The organism is Geobacillus jurassicus NBRC 107829, assembly GCF_001544315.1.
GTDB lineage: Bacteria > Bacillota > Bacilli > Bacillales > Anoxybacillaceae > Geobacillus > Geobacillus jurassicus.
In genome coordinates this window covers 1-17157 of record NZ_BCQG01000066.1, presented here as the reverse complement: position 1 = coordinate 17157, position 17157 = coordinate 1, and the positions used below count along the sequence as shown (strand labels likewise).

The following is a 17157-nucleotide window of genomic DNA, read 5'->3' as shown; positions in this document are numbered from 1 at the left end:
CCCCTTTTCGTAGTATAATAGATGAGAAAAATTCTCAACGAAAGTGAAGGGATGCACATGTGGATCGTATACGCAGTCTTGGCGGCGGTGTTTGCGGCGCTGACATCGGTGCTGGCCAAAATCGGCATTGAAAACGTCAATTCCCACCTTGCGACCGCCATTCGCACCGTTGTCGTGCTCGTGCTCGCGTGGGCCATCGTTTGGGGAACGGGCGCCCATCATGGCCTCAAAACGATTTCAACGAAAAGTTGGGTGTTTCTCTGCCTGTCAGGGGCAGCTACGGGATTGTCTTGGCTTTGTTTTTACAAAGCGATCCAAATCGGCGATGTATCCCGCGTCTCGGCGATCGACAAGTCAAGTTTGGTGCTCACGATTTTGTTCGCCGCCATGTTTCTTGGCGAATCGCTCTCAGCGAAAATCGTGATCGGGGTGCTGCTCATTACCGCAGGGACGCTCATCATGATGTTTTAGGCAGCCGTCTTCCCGGGCGGCGGGCCTGCTCCCTCGACAAGCTCTCCCTTGCGTCCAAATTCGGAATTTTGCCATGAATCATATAGACAAGACAAGCCAAAAGATGTTATGATAGATTCCATATGAACCAGAAGCCCGTCCTGCTTTCCCGCTACTCCGGGACAACAAGCGGTTTTGGGCGATCACCTCAATAAAAAGTTCTTCGTTGCAATCATGGTGGGTGACAACCTTCGCCACTGTTGATCGAACGGAGAGCGAAAGGAGATATGGAATGAACGATTTTCACCCGTTTGGCTGGTATGCGGCGAAAATTTCCCCGCACTTGCCCGAAAAAGCGTTTCGGCCTGTGAAGTCCCGTCTGTTTGGAGGTTTGGCTTATCTCTTGTTGGTCATAAGCGGCATCCTCGCTGTGTCCCTTTTCAACTTTCACCCGGTGTGGAACCTCCTCATTTCCATCGTGCTTGGGTTCAGTTTTGCGGCGTTAGGATTTTTAGGACATGAAATTTTGCACGGCACGGTCGTCAAAACACCGTGGTTGCGCGATTTTCTCGGAGCGATTGCGTTTTGGCCGCTTTGCACCGGACCGAAGCTTTGGCGAAAATGGCATAACGCCAGTCACCATGTGCATACCCAGCATGAAGAAAAAGACCCCGACGCCTGGCCAAACATGGAGAAATTAGCGAAAAGCCGCCTGCTGCGCTGGATATACCGCATTCCGTTCCCGATCCGCGCTTTTTTCGCCTTTAGCTCCTTGTCCGTGATGTTTACCCTTCACTCGGTCCGAATGCTGTTTTACTTTTTCAAAGACTTTCGCTGGAAAAACCGCGGGGTTGTCCTGTTTCAGTTTTTCTTGCCTTGGGCATCATGGTTCGGGCTGTTATGGCTTGTCGGCTGGGAAAAGTGGTTGTTTGCGTTTTTGCTTCCACTGCTTGTCGCCAATACGATCGTCATGAGCTATATCTCAACGAACCACCGCCTCAATCCGTTAGTGCCGGTGAACGATCCGTTGGCGAACAGCTTGTCGGTGACCGTCCCGAAATGGATTGATGTTCTCCATTTCAACTTTTCATACCATACCGAACATCATCTGTTTCCAGCGATGAGTTCGAAGTACTATCCGCTCGTGAAAACACACATCAAACGAATGTGGCCCGACCGCTACCACGAAATGCCGATGGGAAAAGCCTTGGCCGCCCTTTGGAAAACGCCGCGCGTCTACTACGAGCAAAACGAACTCATCGAGCCGAAGCAAGGTCATGTGTATGGCACGCTCGGCAACGGGCTTGATCCGGATCGAATTGTGCATCGGGAGCTGGAAACAACGACTCAGCCTCGCTCGGCCAACAAACAGACAAGAACAAAAAAAGCGGCCGGAGAGGGGAATTCTTAACGATCAGACGCCTATGTGCTTCGCCTTTCGGATCATCTCTATCAAGAAGCCGCTGGGAAGTTGAGAAGGGGTCAATCGGTTGCTTGTTCTTTCTGCAAGCTTCATATATCGTTTTTCAGCAGCGAGTTTAGGCGTATACACAGCAATCATAGAAGGCGTCCCGTCATTTGGGACACCTTCTTTTCATTGCCTGTGAGCGGCATTCAACTTGGCCGGTGGCGATTTTCTCGAACGTGGAGCCGATCGAGGAAATGAATGTCATGGCCATAGACGCAACCATCGTCATGTTTGTCGGGATTTTTAGGAGGCCGGTGAAAAACAACCGTTTACCCTAAATTGATGGTTATCGTATGAAGAGAAGAACAAGTGTTACAAAGTTTCTCAATTTGAGAAACATCACTGTTGGACCGCATGTTCCGTTAAATCACCAGCCTTTTAGGACAACGAGCATGACCGTCACAAGCGAAAACGCCTCTGCTGCCAAGATGGTGCCAAATCCGATGTCGATGGGAAATGTCAAAGCGGCCGCCATCCATCGGTTGACTGTCACTTGTTCAAGCGGGATGAAAACACATTCGTTATCGCTTGGCAGCGGCGTACAACCGGTATCCGCCATCTAAGTTTTTCGCCTGAAACCCATGCTCCTGCAAAATCCGTACGGCAATGTATCCCCGCAGCCCGACTTGGCATGTCACATAAATCGTCTTTCCTTTCGGAAGCTCATGCAAACGGTCACGCAATTCGTCCAGTGGAATGTGAATCGAACCGCGAATCATGCCGCGCGCCGTTTCTTCCGCCGTGCGAACATCGATCAACACGCCCCCTTCTTCCACAATCCGATCGATTTCATGCCACTGCACCGTCTCGACAAGCCCGTCCATGATGTTGGAAGCGACATATCCCACCATATTGACTGGATCTTTCGCCGAAGAGAACGGCGGTGCGTAGGCGAGCTCTAAATCCGGCAAATCTCGGACGGTCAATCCACCTTTGATTGCAGTGGCGATCACATCGATCCGTTTGTCGACTCCCTCTTTTCCGACCGCCTGCGCGCCGTAAATGCGCCCTGTCTCGCGATTGAAAATCAATTTGAACGTCATCGGCTCGGCGTTCGGATAATACCCAGCATGGCTGAGCGGGTGAATGTGCACGACTTCATACGAGATGCCGAGCGCCCGCAACATTTTTTCGTTAAGGCCTGTCGCCGCGACCGTTAGTTCAAACACTTTCGCAATCGATGTTCCCAACGTGCCGCTATATTTCACATCAAAGCCATGAATATGGTCTGCAACAAGCCGCCCTTGCCGGTTGGCCGGCCAGGCGAGCGGCACGAACGTTTCAAAACCATGAATATAATGTCTCACTTCCACCGCATCGCCAATGGCGTAAATCGACGGGTCGGACGTCTGCAAATATTCATTCACTTTGATCGTACCGCGAACCCCTAATTCCAAACCGGCTTCCTTGGCTAAGCGGCTTTCCGGCTCGACACCGATGGCCAAAATAATCATATCTGTTTCGATCACGCGCCCGCTTGTCAAGACGACACGGCGGCCGCGCTCTTCCAATGCCTGCACACCATCTTCCAGCAAAAGCTCCACCCCACGGTCTCTCATATGGTCATGGACGATGGACGCCATTTCATAATCAATCGGCGCCATTACTTGATTGGCCCGCTCGACCAACGTCACATGGATGCCGCGATTCGCCAAGTTCTCAGCCATTTCCACCCCGATAAACCCGCCGCCGATCACGACAGCGCGCCGCGGTTTTTGTTCGTCAATATACGTTTTAATGCGGTCTGTATCTGGCACCGTGCGCAACGTAAACAACACTTCCGCCTCTTCGATTCCCGGAATCGGCGGCACAATCGGCTTCGCTCCCGGCGATAAAATGAGAACATCGTATGTTTCTTCGTACTCTTCCCCCGTCTTTACATTCCGAACAGAAACGGTTTTGCGGTCGCGATGAATGGCTGTCACTTCGTTCAACGGACGGACATCCAACCGGAACCGTTTAGACATCCCTTCTGCGGTTTGCACGAGCAGCTTGTTCCGTTCCTCAATCACACCCCCGATATAATACGGCAGGCCGCAGTTGGCAAATGAAATGTATTCGCCGCGCTCAAACAGGACAATGTGATCTTCTTCACTTAATCGGCGAAGGCGCGCAGCTGCTGTCGCTCCTCCTGCTACTCCGCCGACAATGACGATTTTTCTCATCTTCATCGTTCCTCCCTTGAAAAATGATGTTGTTTCATCCATCCCCTTATGGAAAGTTTTTGCAACCGATATTTTTCACCAACACATACCCCTATATGTATAATAACAGCCACAAAGACCGTTCACAGTGATATTTATCACATTTTTGCCCGTTTTCCCGATCTTCTTCATCCTTAAAAGGTTGGTGATTTAACGAAAAATGCGGCTCAAAAATGGCGTTTCTCAAATTGAGAAACCTTGTAAACCCTGCTCCTCTCTTTAATCGAGAACCATCGATTTAGGGGAAATGATTGTTTCTTCACCGGCCTTCTAAACACAAACCGAAAAACGTCATTGGCGCGGCGCCCACCGCATCACCAAACCGCCTGCTCAACAAATCGCGCCGCACCGATCCAATCGATTCGATCATTCATTGTCGGTGCAAAGCCAACAGCTGCAACACCGTTTGTTCTTTCGGTCCACAGGCTGCGGTCTCGATTCGATGGACGATAGCCCCATTTTTCATAAATACAATGACATCCCCGACATCTGCGGCCACATCCATCATATGTGTCGAAAAAATAATGATCGTCCCCTCGTTTTTTCTCTGTTTCAATATATCGATAAACCGATCAACCCAAAACGGATCGAGACCGTTTGTCGGCTCATCAAGAAGCAATAACGCCGGATTTCCTAATAACGCCTGACCGAACAACAACCGCTGCCGCATTCCTTTTGATAAATGCTTGATCCATTCCATTTTTTGCGCTTCCAATCCTATGTCGTGAAGCGTTTCTTCCACCTGTTCTCGCGTGACTTTTCGCAATGATGCATAAAACGAAAGAAATTCCCAAACGGTCACCATGGGCGGCGCATGGAACTCATCCGGCATGTATCCGATGTGCGAAATGTATTGCTTTCGATTCATCCGCAAGGAAACACCGTGAAGTGTGACCGTTCCATCTGTCGGCGGCAAAATGCCCGCTAAAATTGAAAGAAGCGTGCTTTTCCCCGCGCCGTTTCCTCCGCATAAAACGATGCACTCCCCTTGATTCGCCTGAAAGGAAAGCGAAGACAACGCGGTTTTCTTCTTATACATTTTTGACACTTCCCGCACATCGAGTCCGGTCATCGTTGTTTCCTCCTTGTTAACTTCCAGGTTGCCATGAACCATAACACACATAGATAGCCAATGGCATATACGATCAATATAAGCCCGAACCTTTTTTGCCATAAATGGATCAAGTGATCATAAGCTTGTCCGAAAATGGCGCTCCCCCCCAATTCGACCACAAACGCCACGCGCAACACCTCAGCCGGATTAAGAAGCGTCGCCGCTTGCAACAAAGGGACAATGAGCGGATATGGAACGATGTTAAGCACAGCAATTAAAAACGTTGGCCAAATCATAATGAACAAAAACCATACTCCGACCGATACGGTCAACGCTTGCCATCGAGTCGACGTAAACGCACCGACAGCCAGACCAAACATCAGAAACAAAGCGATTAGGAATAATGAAAAATTATAGAGCGCAATCACCCATTTCACTGGCAATGAGATCCCAGCAAAGGAACTGAGCGCTACGCTCACACCAAAACTCAACGTAAACAAAGTCGTCTGCCCTAACCATTGCCCAAGCCATTTCCCGGCCACATACATGGTCTGTGACAGCGGATACGTACATAACAGACGCCATTGTCCATTTTCCATCTCTCCTGCGATCGCAAACGAACCGGAAATGAGCATAAACAGCGGCAAAAGATATAAGAGAATGTTCGCGATCGTTCCTGTGACATTCGTGTATCCGGCAAAATCCGCATCGTTCCTGGCGATCAAAAACAATACCGACAATATAACGACCCATAACACGACGAACGAATAGGAGGAATATTGGCGCATCAGCAGCCGCCATTCCATCCGTCCGATATTCCACATCCTTCTCTATCCTTTCCATCAATGTTTGGCCATCCATCCGCGAAACAGCTAAATCAAAACAATTTGATCTCACAACAAAATAGTTCTTTTTCAATCGACGGACAGATAGACAAAAAGGCAACTGGCGCTCAGTTGCCCATATGGTCACCCTTCTGTTTCTCCATTTTCATATGTTCTTTTTTCATTTCCATCATCATCTCTTTATTTCGTTCCCATGTATGGCGACCCAGTTCATTATACGTCAAAACCGCTCCACCATGTTGTTCGACAAATTTCTTTGCTTTATCTTCATCTTTAAAAGAGATCACATTGTATGCCATAGGAGTGCGAATTGTTTGATCATATACATATGTTGCTTGATCCGCCTCCAGCCAATCGTTCGTTTCATAATCGCGAACAAACATGGCTTCGACCGTTTCGTTTTTATGTTCCTTCATCCATTGATACATACAACCGATGTCATCAAACTTCAACACTTTGCCATTTTTCAATACGAGTTCGGTCGCAAATTGATTATTTCCTACCGCCATATGGCAAAAATCACATTTATCGTTTTTTTCATCAATGGCTACCGGCTCAGCCTTTTGGTTGCAACCAGTTATGACGCCAATAATGAAGATAAAAATGGCCAACCATATTCCTTTTGCTTTCATGGTCGTTTCCTCCCTATTATAAATCCACTAATGCTTCCAGCGATCATCACAGCACTCATCACATACAACAGGCTTGCCGACCGGGAAGGCCGATCCTTCCTTGCCGTCGGTTGCTCCATGAGCGGAGCGTCATCCGTCAGCACTTGTTCGTCAGGACTGCGCAACAACTTTTGCAAGACAATCATACCTGGTGACTGAAAAAACAATTGGTATTCCGGCACGTCGACGGTAAGCGCTAGGAAAAACGGATCAGCTCGATACGGGATGGCGCTGACTCCCTTGCCCGTGACATCTAATTTAGTCGCTGCGTCCCAATAGTTACGAACAATGGTATTGTCAGGACTGCGAATGGCTTGTGCGTCATAGACATTGCCAATGAATGAATTGTCCGAAACACGATTGTTCGACGATTCATTCCACTGCATGCCGATAAAATTGTGGGAAACATCGTTCTCAGTCAATTCGTTATGGCGCGCTTGTTCCACATAAATTCCGACTCGATTGGCCGCGATTCGGTTCTTTCGTACAATCGTTTTCGCCGCATCGTATAACAAAAGGCCTTGAGAGTGGACATTTCTTTTGTTTTGCACGAACGAATTTTGTTCAATCGTTGTTTGCTCTGTCCCCATCACCATCGCTCCAGCGATATTTTTTTCGGAAATGTTTTTTCGCAACACGATGCGATTCGAAAACATGACATGAATGCCATAGCGGGCATTGTCAATGTGATTGCCGCTTAGTACGTTGTTATGGCTGTTTTCCATGTAAATTCCGTCTTTTACCCGCTCAATCGCCGTATAATGAATCACGTTTTGCGTCGATTCCCATAGATCAATGCCATTGCCGTTTTTCTCGCCTTGAACAGCGCAGTGGACAATGGTTGTATGATGCGCGTGATCAAGCTTGACGCCTTGCTGATTCGTCAACACGCGCACACCGTCAATCGTATGATCATGTCCGGTTACGTAAATCGCCGGCATATCGGGCGCATCACCACATTGCACCACACGAATATTTTTGAGCACAACATGCCGGCCGTATATCGCAATGACAGGAGACTTGCGGCACGAACGAATCGTCACCTCCCCAATCCCTTCCAACGCAAGTGGTTTCGATAATACGATCGCTTCATCATAGACGCCGCTCGCTAGCCTCACCACCCCATACTCCGGCGCTTCGTCGATGCGGGCTTGAACGGTTTCTTCCGCACGCGCCGGCAACGGAAAGACAAGGAGCAGCAATAGGACAAGCAGCCAATGATCTGCATATCTCCTCATCGGCTCACCACCTTCTTGTGATACAATACCAAACAATGATGTGAACTTTGTGAAAACCGTTTGTCGATTGTTCGACATTCACGTTTATTATTTTTGAATCGTTGCGTTGATTGCTTTGCGTTCAAAAAACAAATGCAACACCGTTTTCGTATATTTTTCCGCCAATGGGCGTTCTCTTCACAACAATAAATATGAAATTCCAAATTGCATCAACTTCCTCTGTATTATTGGCATTATGTTAAGAATTTTCCAGCTTGGCTATGAAGCGGCGAAAAGTTTGATTGAAAAAATCATCAATCCCAACGAACCGGGCAAGCGCATTATTATTCCGCACCGCATTGTCGAACGGTTTTCGTGTGATTGCTATCGGAAGAAATAAAAAGCTGGCCCAAACGACTGCACTCGGTCGTTTGGCGTCGGCTTTTTTAATTGGGGAAGTAGATAGATTGTATGTTTTTGGTCGAGAATTAGGTTAGTGGGAGGAATAGGAGAGAGAAGGACTTTATTATCAATGGCATGCGGTTCGGGAAAAGGAATTTTTATGGGGAAATGAACCCGTCTTACAGTAGAGGATAAAGGGAATGACAAATCAGAGCACATAGCATGCAATAAATATCTCTCGTCTTCGCACTGAAAGCTGCTTAGTCATTCCATTTTCAAAAGTTGAGTCAGTAAGTTTTGGCAAAAGAAATGGAGATGATCGCTCTGTATTAGAAATACCGATTAGAAGAGTTGACCTTGCCTGCTGAACATGGTCTGCATGCGAAAAAAGATGATCATCAAATTTCAGGAAAAATGAAACTACCTGTTTCCTGTAGAGTTCAGGAAAACAGGTAGTTTAGATGCAGAGCCTCATTTCAAGATAGTTGCATGATAACAAGCGGGAAAACGTTATTTAGACAACCGTTTCATGAGAGCCGCTTTTTCCGCTTCAAAGCCCGGTTTGCCAAGTAAAGCAAACATATTGTTTTTGTATGCTTCCACTCCCGGTTGGTCAAATGGATTTACACCGAGCAAATGGCCGCTGATGCCGCAAGCTTTTTCGAAGAAGTATACCATTTCCCCAAAGGTGTATTCATTCATTTCATCCATTTCAACAATTAAGTTAGGCACTCCGCCGTCTACGTGTGCGAATAGCGTGCCTTGGAAAGCTTTTTTGTTTACTTCATCCAGTGTCTTGCCAGCCAAGAAATTCAATCCATCGATATTTTCTGGGTCTTCTTGAATCGTCAGTTCGATTCGCGGTTTTTTAACTTGCAGCACTGTTTCGATCAGATGGCGGCGGCCTTCCTGAACGTATTGCCCCATGGAATGTAAATCTGTTGTAAAGTCAACGGATGCAGGAAAGAGTCCTTTTTGATCTTTCCCTTCGCTTTCGCCAAACAGCTGTTTCCACCACTCAGATACATAATGAAGGGATGGCTCATAGTTCACCAATAATTCGATCGCTTTGCCTTTGCGATAGAGAATATTTCGCACGGCAGCATACTGATAACTTTCATTGGTTGAAAGATCAGGATGGTTATATTTATAATACGCCGATGCTGCGCCTTCCATCATTCGATCAATATTCAATCCAGCTACGGCGATTGGCAACAGGCCAACTGCTGTCAGCACAGAATATCTTCCGCCTATGTCATCCGGAATAACGAAAGTTTCATAGCCTTCTTGATCAGCGAGCTTTTTTAATGCTCCTTTTGCGCGATCGGTAGTAACGTAAATCCGTTTTCTTGCTTCCTCTTTTCCATATTTTTTCTCCATGTAGTCGCGGAAAATCCGAAAAGCAATGGCTGGCTCTGTCGTTGTTCCCGATTTAGAAATGACGTTGATCGACAGATCTTTGCCTTCTAATACATCTAATAAATGTGAGAGATAAGTGGAACTGATATTTTGGCCAGCGAAATAAATTTGCGTCATATCGTTCATTTGGTTATGAAAGGCATGGGATAATGCTTCAATAGCGGCCCTTGCCCCTAAATAAGATCCGCCAATGCCGATGACGACAAGAGCGTCTGAATGATTGCGGATTTTTTCGGCTGCTTGCTTGATTCGCGCAAATTCGTCCTTATCATAACGAATCGGCCAATCCACCCAACCAAGAAAATCGGATCCTGGGCCTTTCTTTTCATGAAGCATATGATGAGCCGCTTTTACAAATTCGCTTAAATAATGTAGTTCACTCTCTTTCATAAATGGCAAGGCATTGGAGTAATCAAAAGAGATAGCCATATACACTTCTCCTTTCTCATTCTATTTTGCAGCGCATGTCCATTGTAAGTCTTACTGCAAGGGGATTTTATGTTATTTCTTCTCATTTTTTTCTACAGCATGTCCGCCAAATTCATTGCGTAGAGCGGCTACCACTTTTCCTGTAAATGTATCGCTTTCTAATGAACGATACCGCATCAATAAGGCCATGGCGATGACAGGAGTGGCCGTTTGCAGATCTAATGCTGTCTCGACCGTCCATTTTCCTTCGCCGGAAGAATGCATAATTCCTTTGATTTCCTCTAATTTTGCATCTTTTGAAAACGCGCGTTCTGTTAATTCCATGAGCCATGAACGAATAACCGAACCATTGTTCCACACTCTCGCCACTTTTTCATAGTCGTAATCGAATTCGCTTTTTTCTAATATTTCGAATCCTTCGCCAATGGCAGCCATCATTCCGTATTCAATCCCATTGTGGACCATTTTTAAGAAGTGGCCGCTACCTGCTTTTCCAGTATATAAATACCCATTTTTTACAGCAGTGTCGCGGAAAAGAGGCTCGACCATGTTCCAAGCTTCGGGATCGCCTCCAACCATGTAACATGCTCCGTTTCGAGCACCTTCGACTCCGCCAGAAGTTCCCGCATCCATAAAGTGAACTCCAATCTCCTTTAGCTCGTTGTAGCGACGAATTGATTCTTTGTAGTGAGAATTGCCACCATCAATCACAATGTCTCCTTTGCTTAAAAATGGCGCAATTTCACTAATCACCGAATCAACAACGGTGTGGGGAACCATTATCCAGACAATTCTCGGTTTTTCTAATGATAGGACGAGTTCCTTTAAAGTGGATACGCCTTTAGCACCGTATTTTTTTATTTCTTCAACCGCATTTGCATTTATATCGAACGCCACTACTTCGTGCTTATGGTCCATAAGATTTTTGCCTAAGTTTAATCCCATTTTTCCTAAACCGACTAGCCCGACTCTCATGCTGACTACCTCCTAAAAATATCTTGGTCAAAGAAGATTGGCTATTCCTATTTCATAGTTAGTTTATCCAGAAATTATGTTTTCAAGTTTGCTCCGGAAGAGCTTATTTACCGCCAATAAAATCCGTCTTCTTTCAATAATTGATAAGAAGCCTCTGGCCCCATCGATCCTGAACGATAGGAGTAAAGAGGAAGGAGGTTTTCCGCAAATGCCTCTAAAATAGGTTGCAGCCATTTCCAAGATAGTTCGACCTCTTTCCAATGGGCAAAGAAAGTCGAATCGCCGTGTAAAGCGTCAAAAATTAAGAGTTCATACGCTTCAGGCACCTCTTTCTGATTCGTCGCGAAGTCCATATGGACAGGCTCCATCTTTCCGTTGTTGAATACATTTTTACTATTGAATTGCAGCGAAACACCTTCGTTCGGATTGATTTGAATCACCAAAAGATTAGGAGCTGTTTCTTCATTTTTTGGCAAGTACCATTCCTTTAATGGATTTTTAAACTCAATCACGATACGTGTGGACTTTTCCTTCATTCTTTTACCTGTACGGATGTAGAATGGCACCCCGCTCCAGTTTTCATCATCAATCCACAGACGGGCCGCAACAAATGTCTCCGTTGTCGAAGAAGCATCGATGCCAGGTTCTTCTTTATATCCAACCACTGGTTTGCCATCGATTTCTCCAGGACCGTATTGGCCGCGAACGACGTGCAAACCTACTTCTTCCTTCTGTATTGGTCGAAGAGATTCCATAATTTTTCTTTTCTCGTTACGGATGTCTTTTGCGCTAATTTGTTTTGGCAAGTGCATGGCTGTCATCATCAACAGTTGCAACATATGGTTTTGAAACATGTCGCGAATGGCGCCTGCCTGATCATAGTAGCTTGCTCTTTGTTCTACCCCAACGGTCTCGCTAGCTGTAATTTGCACATTGGCTATAAATTGATTATTCCATATTGCTTGAAACACAGGGTTGGCAAATTTTAAAGCTTCAAGGTTTTGCACCATCGGCTTTCCAAGGTAATGATCTACCCGATAAATTTCTTCTTCTTCGAAAGCTTGGCTTAATTTTTCGTTTAAATCTTGGGCCGATTTGATATCGTGGCCAAACGGTTTTTCGATAATCAGACGTTTCCAACCTTTTGTGGATCCTAATCCGCTTTCCTTGATGTTCGACGCGATCACATCGAAAAATTCCGGCGCAACAGATAAATAAAACACGCGGTTTTCAGGAATATTCAATTCTTTTTCCCGTTGTTGAACCATTTCGAGCAACTTTTTATACCCTTGTGCATTTGTTACATTTAAAGAAATATAGCGAAACGCGCGAAGAAACTCCTTCATTTTGGAACGGTCATTTGTCAAACGTCTGGAAAAGGTTTTTACCGAATTTTCCACATATATTTGAAATGCCTCATCGGATAATTCTCTTTTGCTTACACCAATAATGGAAAATGACTGCGGCATTTTTTGATCAAGAAATAAATTATATAATGCAGGGAAAATTTTTCGTTTCGCTAAATCACCTGTTGCTCCAAACAAGATAAAGGTCATTGAATCCAATGTGATCCCCCCTGACTTTTCGAAACATTTTTCAAAAAGAATAAAGTTGATAGAGCAGATATAACGACGTTTACTACATTGCTCGAATTGGTATTTTTATGAAGAGAGCATTCTCTCCAAAATAAATATCGCGAGGAATAGTAAAACGATTCATGCTGCTCCCTCCAGTACTCGTGATTGTTTACAGATGCTAGTATAATGTGTATAAAACTTATTGAGAAGTACGCACTTTATTATCATGTAGTGACAAAAATATAATATAGTGTAAAAAAAATACTTAATGATATAAAAGGCATCCAGATGCAATGAATGGATTATATTATCCAGAAGGAATGAATACCATTTGCAATGAGTGAAAATAAAAGATATATAACATTTATTTGTCAGTATGTGCTTTATGATTATAAAGTGACAAAAAGTATACCATAGGTTATAATCAACATGGGAGGTGAAACGATGGGGCACGTTTGTGGCAAGACGTATAATTGTGAAAAAGAATTAACACTCGCTGTTATTGGCGGTAAATGGAAAATGCTTATTTTATGGCATCTAGGAAAAGGGGGAAAGAAGCGGTTTAGCGAATTAAAAGCCCTCATGCCTGGGATCACCCAAAGAATGCTTGTTAACCAGCTGCGGGAGCTGGAGCAAGATCGAATTGTTCATCGTGAAGTCTATCCTGTTGTTCCGCCAAAAGTAGAATATTCATTGACCGAACATGGGAAAAGTTTGATGCCAATTCTTGATGCGATGTATGAATGGGGCAAAAACTATATGGAGACGGTCGTAAAGGGGCAAGTAAAAATCAATGAAGCCACTAAGTAGAAAGCTTTCTCCGTTATGAAAGCTTCGAAAACACTCTGCGTGTATGTATATGTACTTTTCTTTTTTTGCTGGTAAACAAAGAAATACACACATGAAGATGATGAGGAAAGCAATAAGTTTTATATTAGACGCGAAAAACCAACGGACAACCATCTTTATGAAAGATCCGCTGTCCGTTGGTTTTTCTGTATATACGTTGATGACTGTTGATTGAGTCCCGAAAATGGCGTAAAAAGAAAAACGGCAAAAAAGTGCTTTTGTTTTCCAGTGATCCAAGTTCACTGACAATAATGAGGACTTGACATGGCTGTTCGAATGCGAGGATGGTCTGGAAAAAATATTCCGAATTTCTTTTTTAGGTATAATTTTTCACACTATGTAACACGAAAGTATCTACTTGTTAAATGGAATGATGTGCCTAATAATATCAGTATCGCCACATGAATGGGCGATACATTGCTAGATGGATAACGAGAGAGGAGGGGTAATAATGTATCGTAAGGAGTTTTATGTCTTTGACCAAGACCATCCTGTTCCAGCAGTGATCCGAAATTATGAAGAAAAAGACTTTCCTGGCTTAATCCTCATCCAACAGGAAAGTTTCCCGCCACCATTCCCCTCTGAGTTATGGTGGAACACGGAACAATTGAAAAATCATGTTACGCTCTTTCCAGAGGGAGCCTTATGTGTTGAGGTGAATGGTGAAATTGCGGGGTCAATGACAGGGCTTATTGTCGACTTTGATCCCAGCCATCCGGACCATACATGGGAAGAGATCACGGATAATGGATATATCCGTAACCATAACCCAAACGGGAATACGCTTTATGTCGTTGATATTGGCGTGCGCCCTGCCTACCGCAAATTGGGGCTGGGAAAATGGCTGATGCTATCCATGTATGAAGTGGTTGTTCATTTGGGACTAGAGCGGCTGTTAGGCGGAGGGAGGATGCCTGGCTATCATAAAAAAGCGCATGAGATGACAGCGGAGCAATATCTCGAAGCGGTAGTAAAAGGCGAATTGAAGGATCCTGTTATTACCTTCCTGCTTCGCTGCGGCCGCACACCGGTCAAAGTGGTGGCGAACTATTTAGAAGATGAAGAATCGTGCAATTATGCTGCACTGATGGAATGGAAAAATCCTTTTTATCGCTCAAAATCTTAAAGGAGAATGATGAAGATGGAGTATCGCAGAATTACGAGCATTGAAGACCCTTTGTTTAAGAAAATGCATCAATTGATGCAAAATGTATTTCCTCCGGAAGAAGTATTAGCATTTGATTTGTGGAAAGAGCCTCTGGAAGATCCGGGAATTCGTGTGTGCGTTGCTGTTCACGAAGGAGAGGTAGTAGGCGCGACTGAGTACCGCTATTATGAAGATTTAAATGTCGCTATGACAGATTTTACCATTATCGGCCAAGCAGGTCTGGGGATCGGTCGATTTTTAGCTAAAAAGCGACTGGAGGATTTGCAAAATTGGGCCGCTGCAAATGGAAAGCAGTTGTATGGCATGTTCGCCGAGATTTATGATCCTTACCGGATGGAGCATTATGAATTTGGTGGGATTAAGCCGATGGATCCATATGTTCGTCGTGAGGTATTATCTCATTTGGGATATAAGCGGCTTGACTTCCCTTATGTCCATCCATCATGGAACAATGATGGAGAAGCCGTAACCGGGCTTGATCTTTGTTTCCTTCCGATGGACGATAGCGTGAATGAACTTCCAGCGGATCTTGTTGTGAAGTTTTTGAAACGTTATTATTCTGTCTTATCGAACAAACCAAGGGATTGGTATGAAATGATGGAAAAACTAGAGGCGAAAAATACCATACCGCTATTACCGATTTAAACCTTAATAAAAACACAATGCTTATGAACTCTAAAAAATTCTTCCAACTTCAGCGCGTCCTTTATCGTTTCCCTATCGAAAGCAGCAAAAATGCTATTTCGATACCTGAAAGGTGAAGGATGCTTTATTTTTCGGATGATTGTTAGGCCTCACACTAGGAAGACAGGCGTTCCAAAAAAACGTTTGAACCGCTGCTATCTATGTTTCATGTCGCTCCTTTCGATGAAAACGAAGGGGTGCCGGAGTGGAATGGTCTTTACTCTTTTAGGGCGAAAGGAGTGATACCCATGTCGAAAGTCGGCATTGCTGCGGAAAGTCGTCGGATCGACACGCTTCTGCTTCGTGCGCTTTACTTTGGTCCCAAATCCTACTGGGAACTGATGCGGGCAGGGAAAGCCCAGACGCACCAAGTGCTGAAGGCGCTGCAGTCGCTCTTGGAGGGCGAGCTGGTGGTCTACAACGGCGACCGCTTTGTGATCACTGAGAAAGGGCGTCGTCAGGCAGAAACTATGGGCCTAGAACGGGTGACCGAACAGCGCTGTGAGGCTTGCGCGGGGCGCGGCATTGTTCTGAGACCGCCTTTTGACAGCGTCCTTGCTGCTTTTCAAGATATTGTAGCCATGCGACCCAAGGCGACACCCGACTTTGACCAAGGGTATGTGACGCCCGAGACAACCGTGCGGCGGCTGGCCCTGATGGCCCAACAGGGAGATCTGATGGGACGAGACATTTTGCTACTGGGCGATGATGACCTTACAAGCATTGCGGCCGCGCTCTCGGGGCTGCCGCGGCGCATCTGTGTCCTGGATGTGGATGAGCGCATTGTCCGCTTTATCCGCGATGTGGCTCAGGACCAAGGTTGGGACCACGTCCACGCCGAGGTCTACGACGTGCGGGATGAATTGCCGTCCCATCTCCGTGGCCAGTTTGATGTGTTCTTCACGGACCCGGTCGACACCGTCAAGGGCCTCCTGCTTTTTTTAAGCCGCTGCACAGAGGGGGTGCGTGGGCCCGGTGCCGCGGGCTATTTTGGACTCTCTTACTTGGAGGCCTCTTGGCGGAAATGGCGGCAGATCCAGCAGGGCATCCTTGACATAGGCTTTGCCATCACTGACATGCTGAGCGCCTTCCAAGACTATCAGTTAGAGGATATTGTGTTCCTAGACTGGGCGCGCATGGCACCGGTGCCGGTCAAAGAACCCGATATCCCCTTCTACGTCAGCACCGTCTATCGCTTAGAGATGGTCGAGGAGCCTCGGCCCCTCTTTTTCGGGCGGGTGGAGTTTGGGCAGGACTTCTACTACGACGAAGAGTTCTGCGTCAAAGAATAGCGATAAAGACTGCTCGCCCTCGGTAACGGGTATTCCCGCCGCCGAGGGCGGACGTTTGTACGCCGTTTCCTGACACCCGCATGCAGAGTTGCGTTCTTCAAGGTTTGCTGAATGACATTTATCACCATCGCACGATTTTACCGATGGATTATGGCAGGCAACAGACTTTTTAAAGTTTTTGACGCCGTTTGCAACCATTAAAGGAGTGGTCATCCGATTTTGAAACAAGTCTTGGCAAACGCCACGTTCCAACTATAACCGATTTGATTTGTAATGATAATCGAGGGAATGCTGATAGTGGGAGAGCGACTGATGTGTACGAAGAGAATGATAATGTTCAAACTGTTGGAGGACTATCATGGATCGATCACAAGAATCCAATCTCCCGATCAAAAAAAGACCGCAAAGCGTTTCTTAAAGAAAGCTTTGCGGTCTTTTCTCCTTTCCCCCGTG

Annotated in this window: 15 protein-coding genes and 2 pseudogenes; 7 read left to right on the top strand and 10 right to left on the bottom strand. The window is 45.8% G+C overall.

Annotated features, from left to right (window positions below):
- Nucleotides 1–57: 57 nt before the first annotated feature.
- Nucleotides 58–471 (top strand): EamA family transporter, encoded by a 414-nt coding sequence (locus tag GJ1_RS15420; protein WP_066234286.1) that lies wholly within the window; start codon nt 58–60, stop codon nt 469–471.
- 271 nt (nt 472–742) lie between these two features.
- On the top strand, nt 743–1861 hold the full coding sequence (gene desB / locus GJ1_RS15415) for a Delta(10) desaturase DesB (RefSeq protein WP_066234281.1): 1119 nt from the start codon (nt 743–745) through the stop codon (nt 1859–1861).
- 202 nt (nt 1862–2063) lie between these two features.
- Here the strand turns inward: desB and GJ1_RS19145 are convergent.
- The 7 genes and pseudogenes from GJ1_RS19145 to GJ1_RS15385 form a co-directional block, all read right to left on the bottom strand.
- Nucleotides 2064–2168 (bottom strand): annotated as a pseudogene (locus tag GJ1_RS19145) (sulfite exporter TauE/SafE family protein); the annotation flags it as partial.
- A 117-nt stretch (nt 2169–2285) separates the two neighbouring features.
- Entirely contained in the window at nt 2286–2477 is a 192-nt protein-coding gene (locus GJ1_RS15410; RefSeq protein ID WP_066234278.1) for a hypothetical protein, read from the bottom strand.
- The gene (gene cdr / locus GJ1_RS15405) at nt 2440–4083 is read right to left on the bottom strand and encodes a CoA-disulfide reductase (protein WP_066234284.1); all 1644 of its coding nucleotides are present in this window, start codon (nt 4081–4083) and stop codon (nt 2440–2442) included. The genes GJ1_RS15410 and cdr overlap by 38 nt, the downstream gene beginning before the upstream one ends.
- 409 nt (nt 4084–4492) lie before the next feature.
- Nucleotides 4493–5194: an ABC transporter ATP-binding protein gene (locus GJ1_RS15400; RefSeq protein WP_066234275.1), complete on the bottom strand. Its 702-nt coding sequence runs from the start codon at nt 5192–5194 to the stop codon at nt 4493–4495.
- Nucleotides 5191–6000 carry an ABC transporter permease gene (locus tag GJ1_RS15395; protein ID WP_066234272.1) on the bottom strand — a complete coding sequence of 270 codons (810 nt, stop codon included), beginning with the start codon at nt 5998–6000 and terminating at the stop codon, nt 5191–5193. Before GJ1_RS15395 ends, GJ1_RS15400 begins: the two co-directional genes overlap by 4 nt.
- 128 nt (nt 6001–6128) lie before the next feature.
- Nucleotides 6129–6653 carry a nitrous oxide reductase accessory protein NosL gene (locus GJ1_RS15390; protein WP_066234267.1) on the bottom strand — a complete coding sequence of 175 codons (525 nt, stop codon included), beginning with the start codon at nt 6651–6653 and terminating at the stop codon, nt 6129–6131.
- Nucleotides 6650–7930 (bottom strand): right-handed parallel beta-helix repeat-containing protein, encoded by a 1281-nt coding sequence (locus GJ1_RS15385; RefSeq protein ID WP_066234264.1) that lies wholly within the window; start codon nt 7928–7930, stop codon nt 6650–6652. The genes GJ1_RS15390 and GJ1_RS15385 overlap by 4 nt, the downstream gene beginning before the upstream one ends.
- Nucleotides 7931–8171: 241 nt before the next feature.
- On the opposite strand from GJ1_RS15385, the pseudogene GJ1_RS18435 reads away from it, so the two are divergent.
- Nucleotides 8172–8309: pseudogene (locus GJ1_RS18435) on the top strand (LacI family transcriptional regulator); the annotation flags it as partial.
- 512 nt (nt 8310–8821) lie between these two features.
- Here GJ1_RS18435 and GJ1_RS15375 read toward each other — a convergent pair.
- From GJ1_RS15375 to zwf, 3 genes are all read right to left on the bottom strand, one after another.
- Nucleotides 8822–10159: a glucose-6-phosphate isomerase gene (locus GJ1_RS15375; protein ID WP_066234256.1), complete on the bottom strand. Its 1338-nt coding sequence runs from the start codon at nt 10157–10159 to the stop codon at nt 8822–8824.
- A gap of 72 nt (nt 10160–10231) precedes the next feature.
- Nucleotides 10232–11134, bottom strand: coding sequence for a phosphogluconate dehydrogenase (NAD(+)-dependent, decarboxylating) (gene gnd / locus GJ1_RS15370; protein WP_062898707.1), 903 nt, complete (start codon nt 11132–11134; stop codon nt 10232–10234).
- 107 nt (nt 11135–11241) lie between these two features.
- A complete protein-coding gene (gene zwf / locus GJ1_RS15365) occupies nt 11242–12699 on the bottom strand; it encodes a glucose-6-phosphate dehydrogenase (RefSeq protein ID WP_066234253.1) in 1458 nt (485 codons plus the stop codon).
- Nucleotides 12700–13155: 456 nt separating this feature from the next.
- On the opposite strand from zwf, the gene hxlR reads away from it, so the two are divergent.
- The 4 genes from hxlR (at nt 13156) to GJ1_RS15345 (ending at nt 16704) form a co-directional block, all read left to right on the top strand.
- Entirely contained in the window at nt 13156–13521 is a 366-nt protein-coding gene (gene hxlR / locus GJ1_RS15360) for a transcriptional activator HxlR (RefSeq protein WP_062898709.1), read from the top strand.
- A 490-nt stretch (nt 13522–14011) separates the two neighbouring features.
- Nucleotides 14012–14686 (top strand): GNAT family N-acetyltransferase, encoded by a 675-nt coding sequence (locus tag GJ1_RS15355; protein WP_066234250.1) that lies wholly within the window; start codon nt 14012–14014, stop codon nt 14684–14686.
- A gap of 15 nt (nt 14687–14701) precedes the next feature.
- On the top strand, nt 14702–15373 hold the full coding sequence (locus tag GJ1_RS15350) for a GNAT family N-acetyltransferase (RefSeq protein ID WP_066234247.1): 672 nt from the start codon (nt 14702–14704) through the stop codon (nt 15371–15373).
- A gap of 287 nt (nt 15374–15660) precedes the next feature.
- Nucleotides 15661–16704: a bis-aminopropyl spermidine synthase family protein gene (locus GJ1_RS15345; RefSeq protein ID WP_066234244.1), complete on the top strand. Its 1044-nt coding sequence runs from the start codon at nt 15661–15663 to the stop codon at nt 16702–16704.
- Nucleotides 16705–17157: the final 453 nt, after the last annotated feature.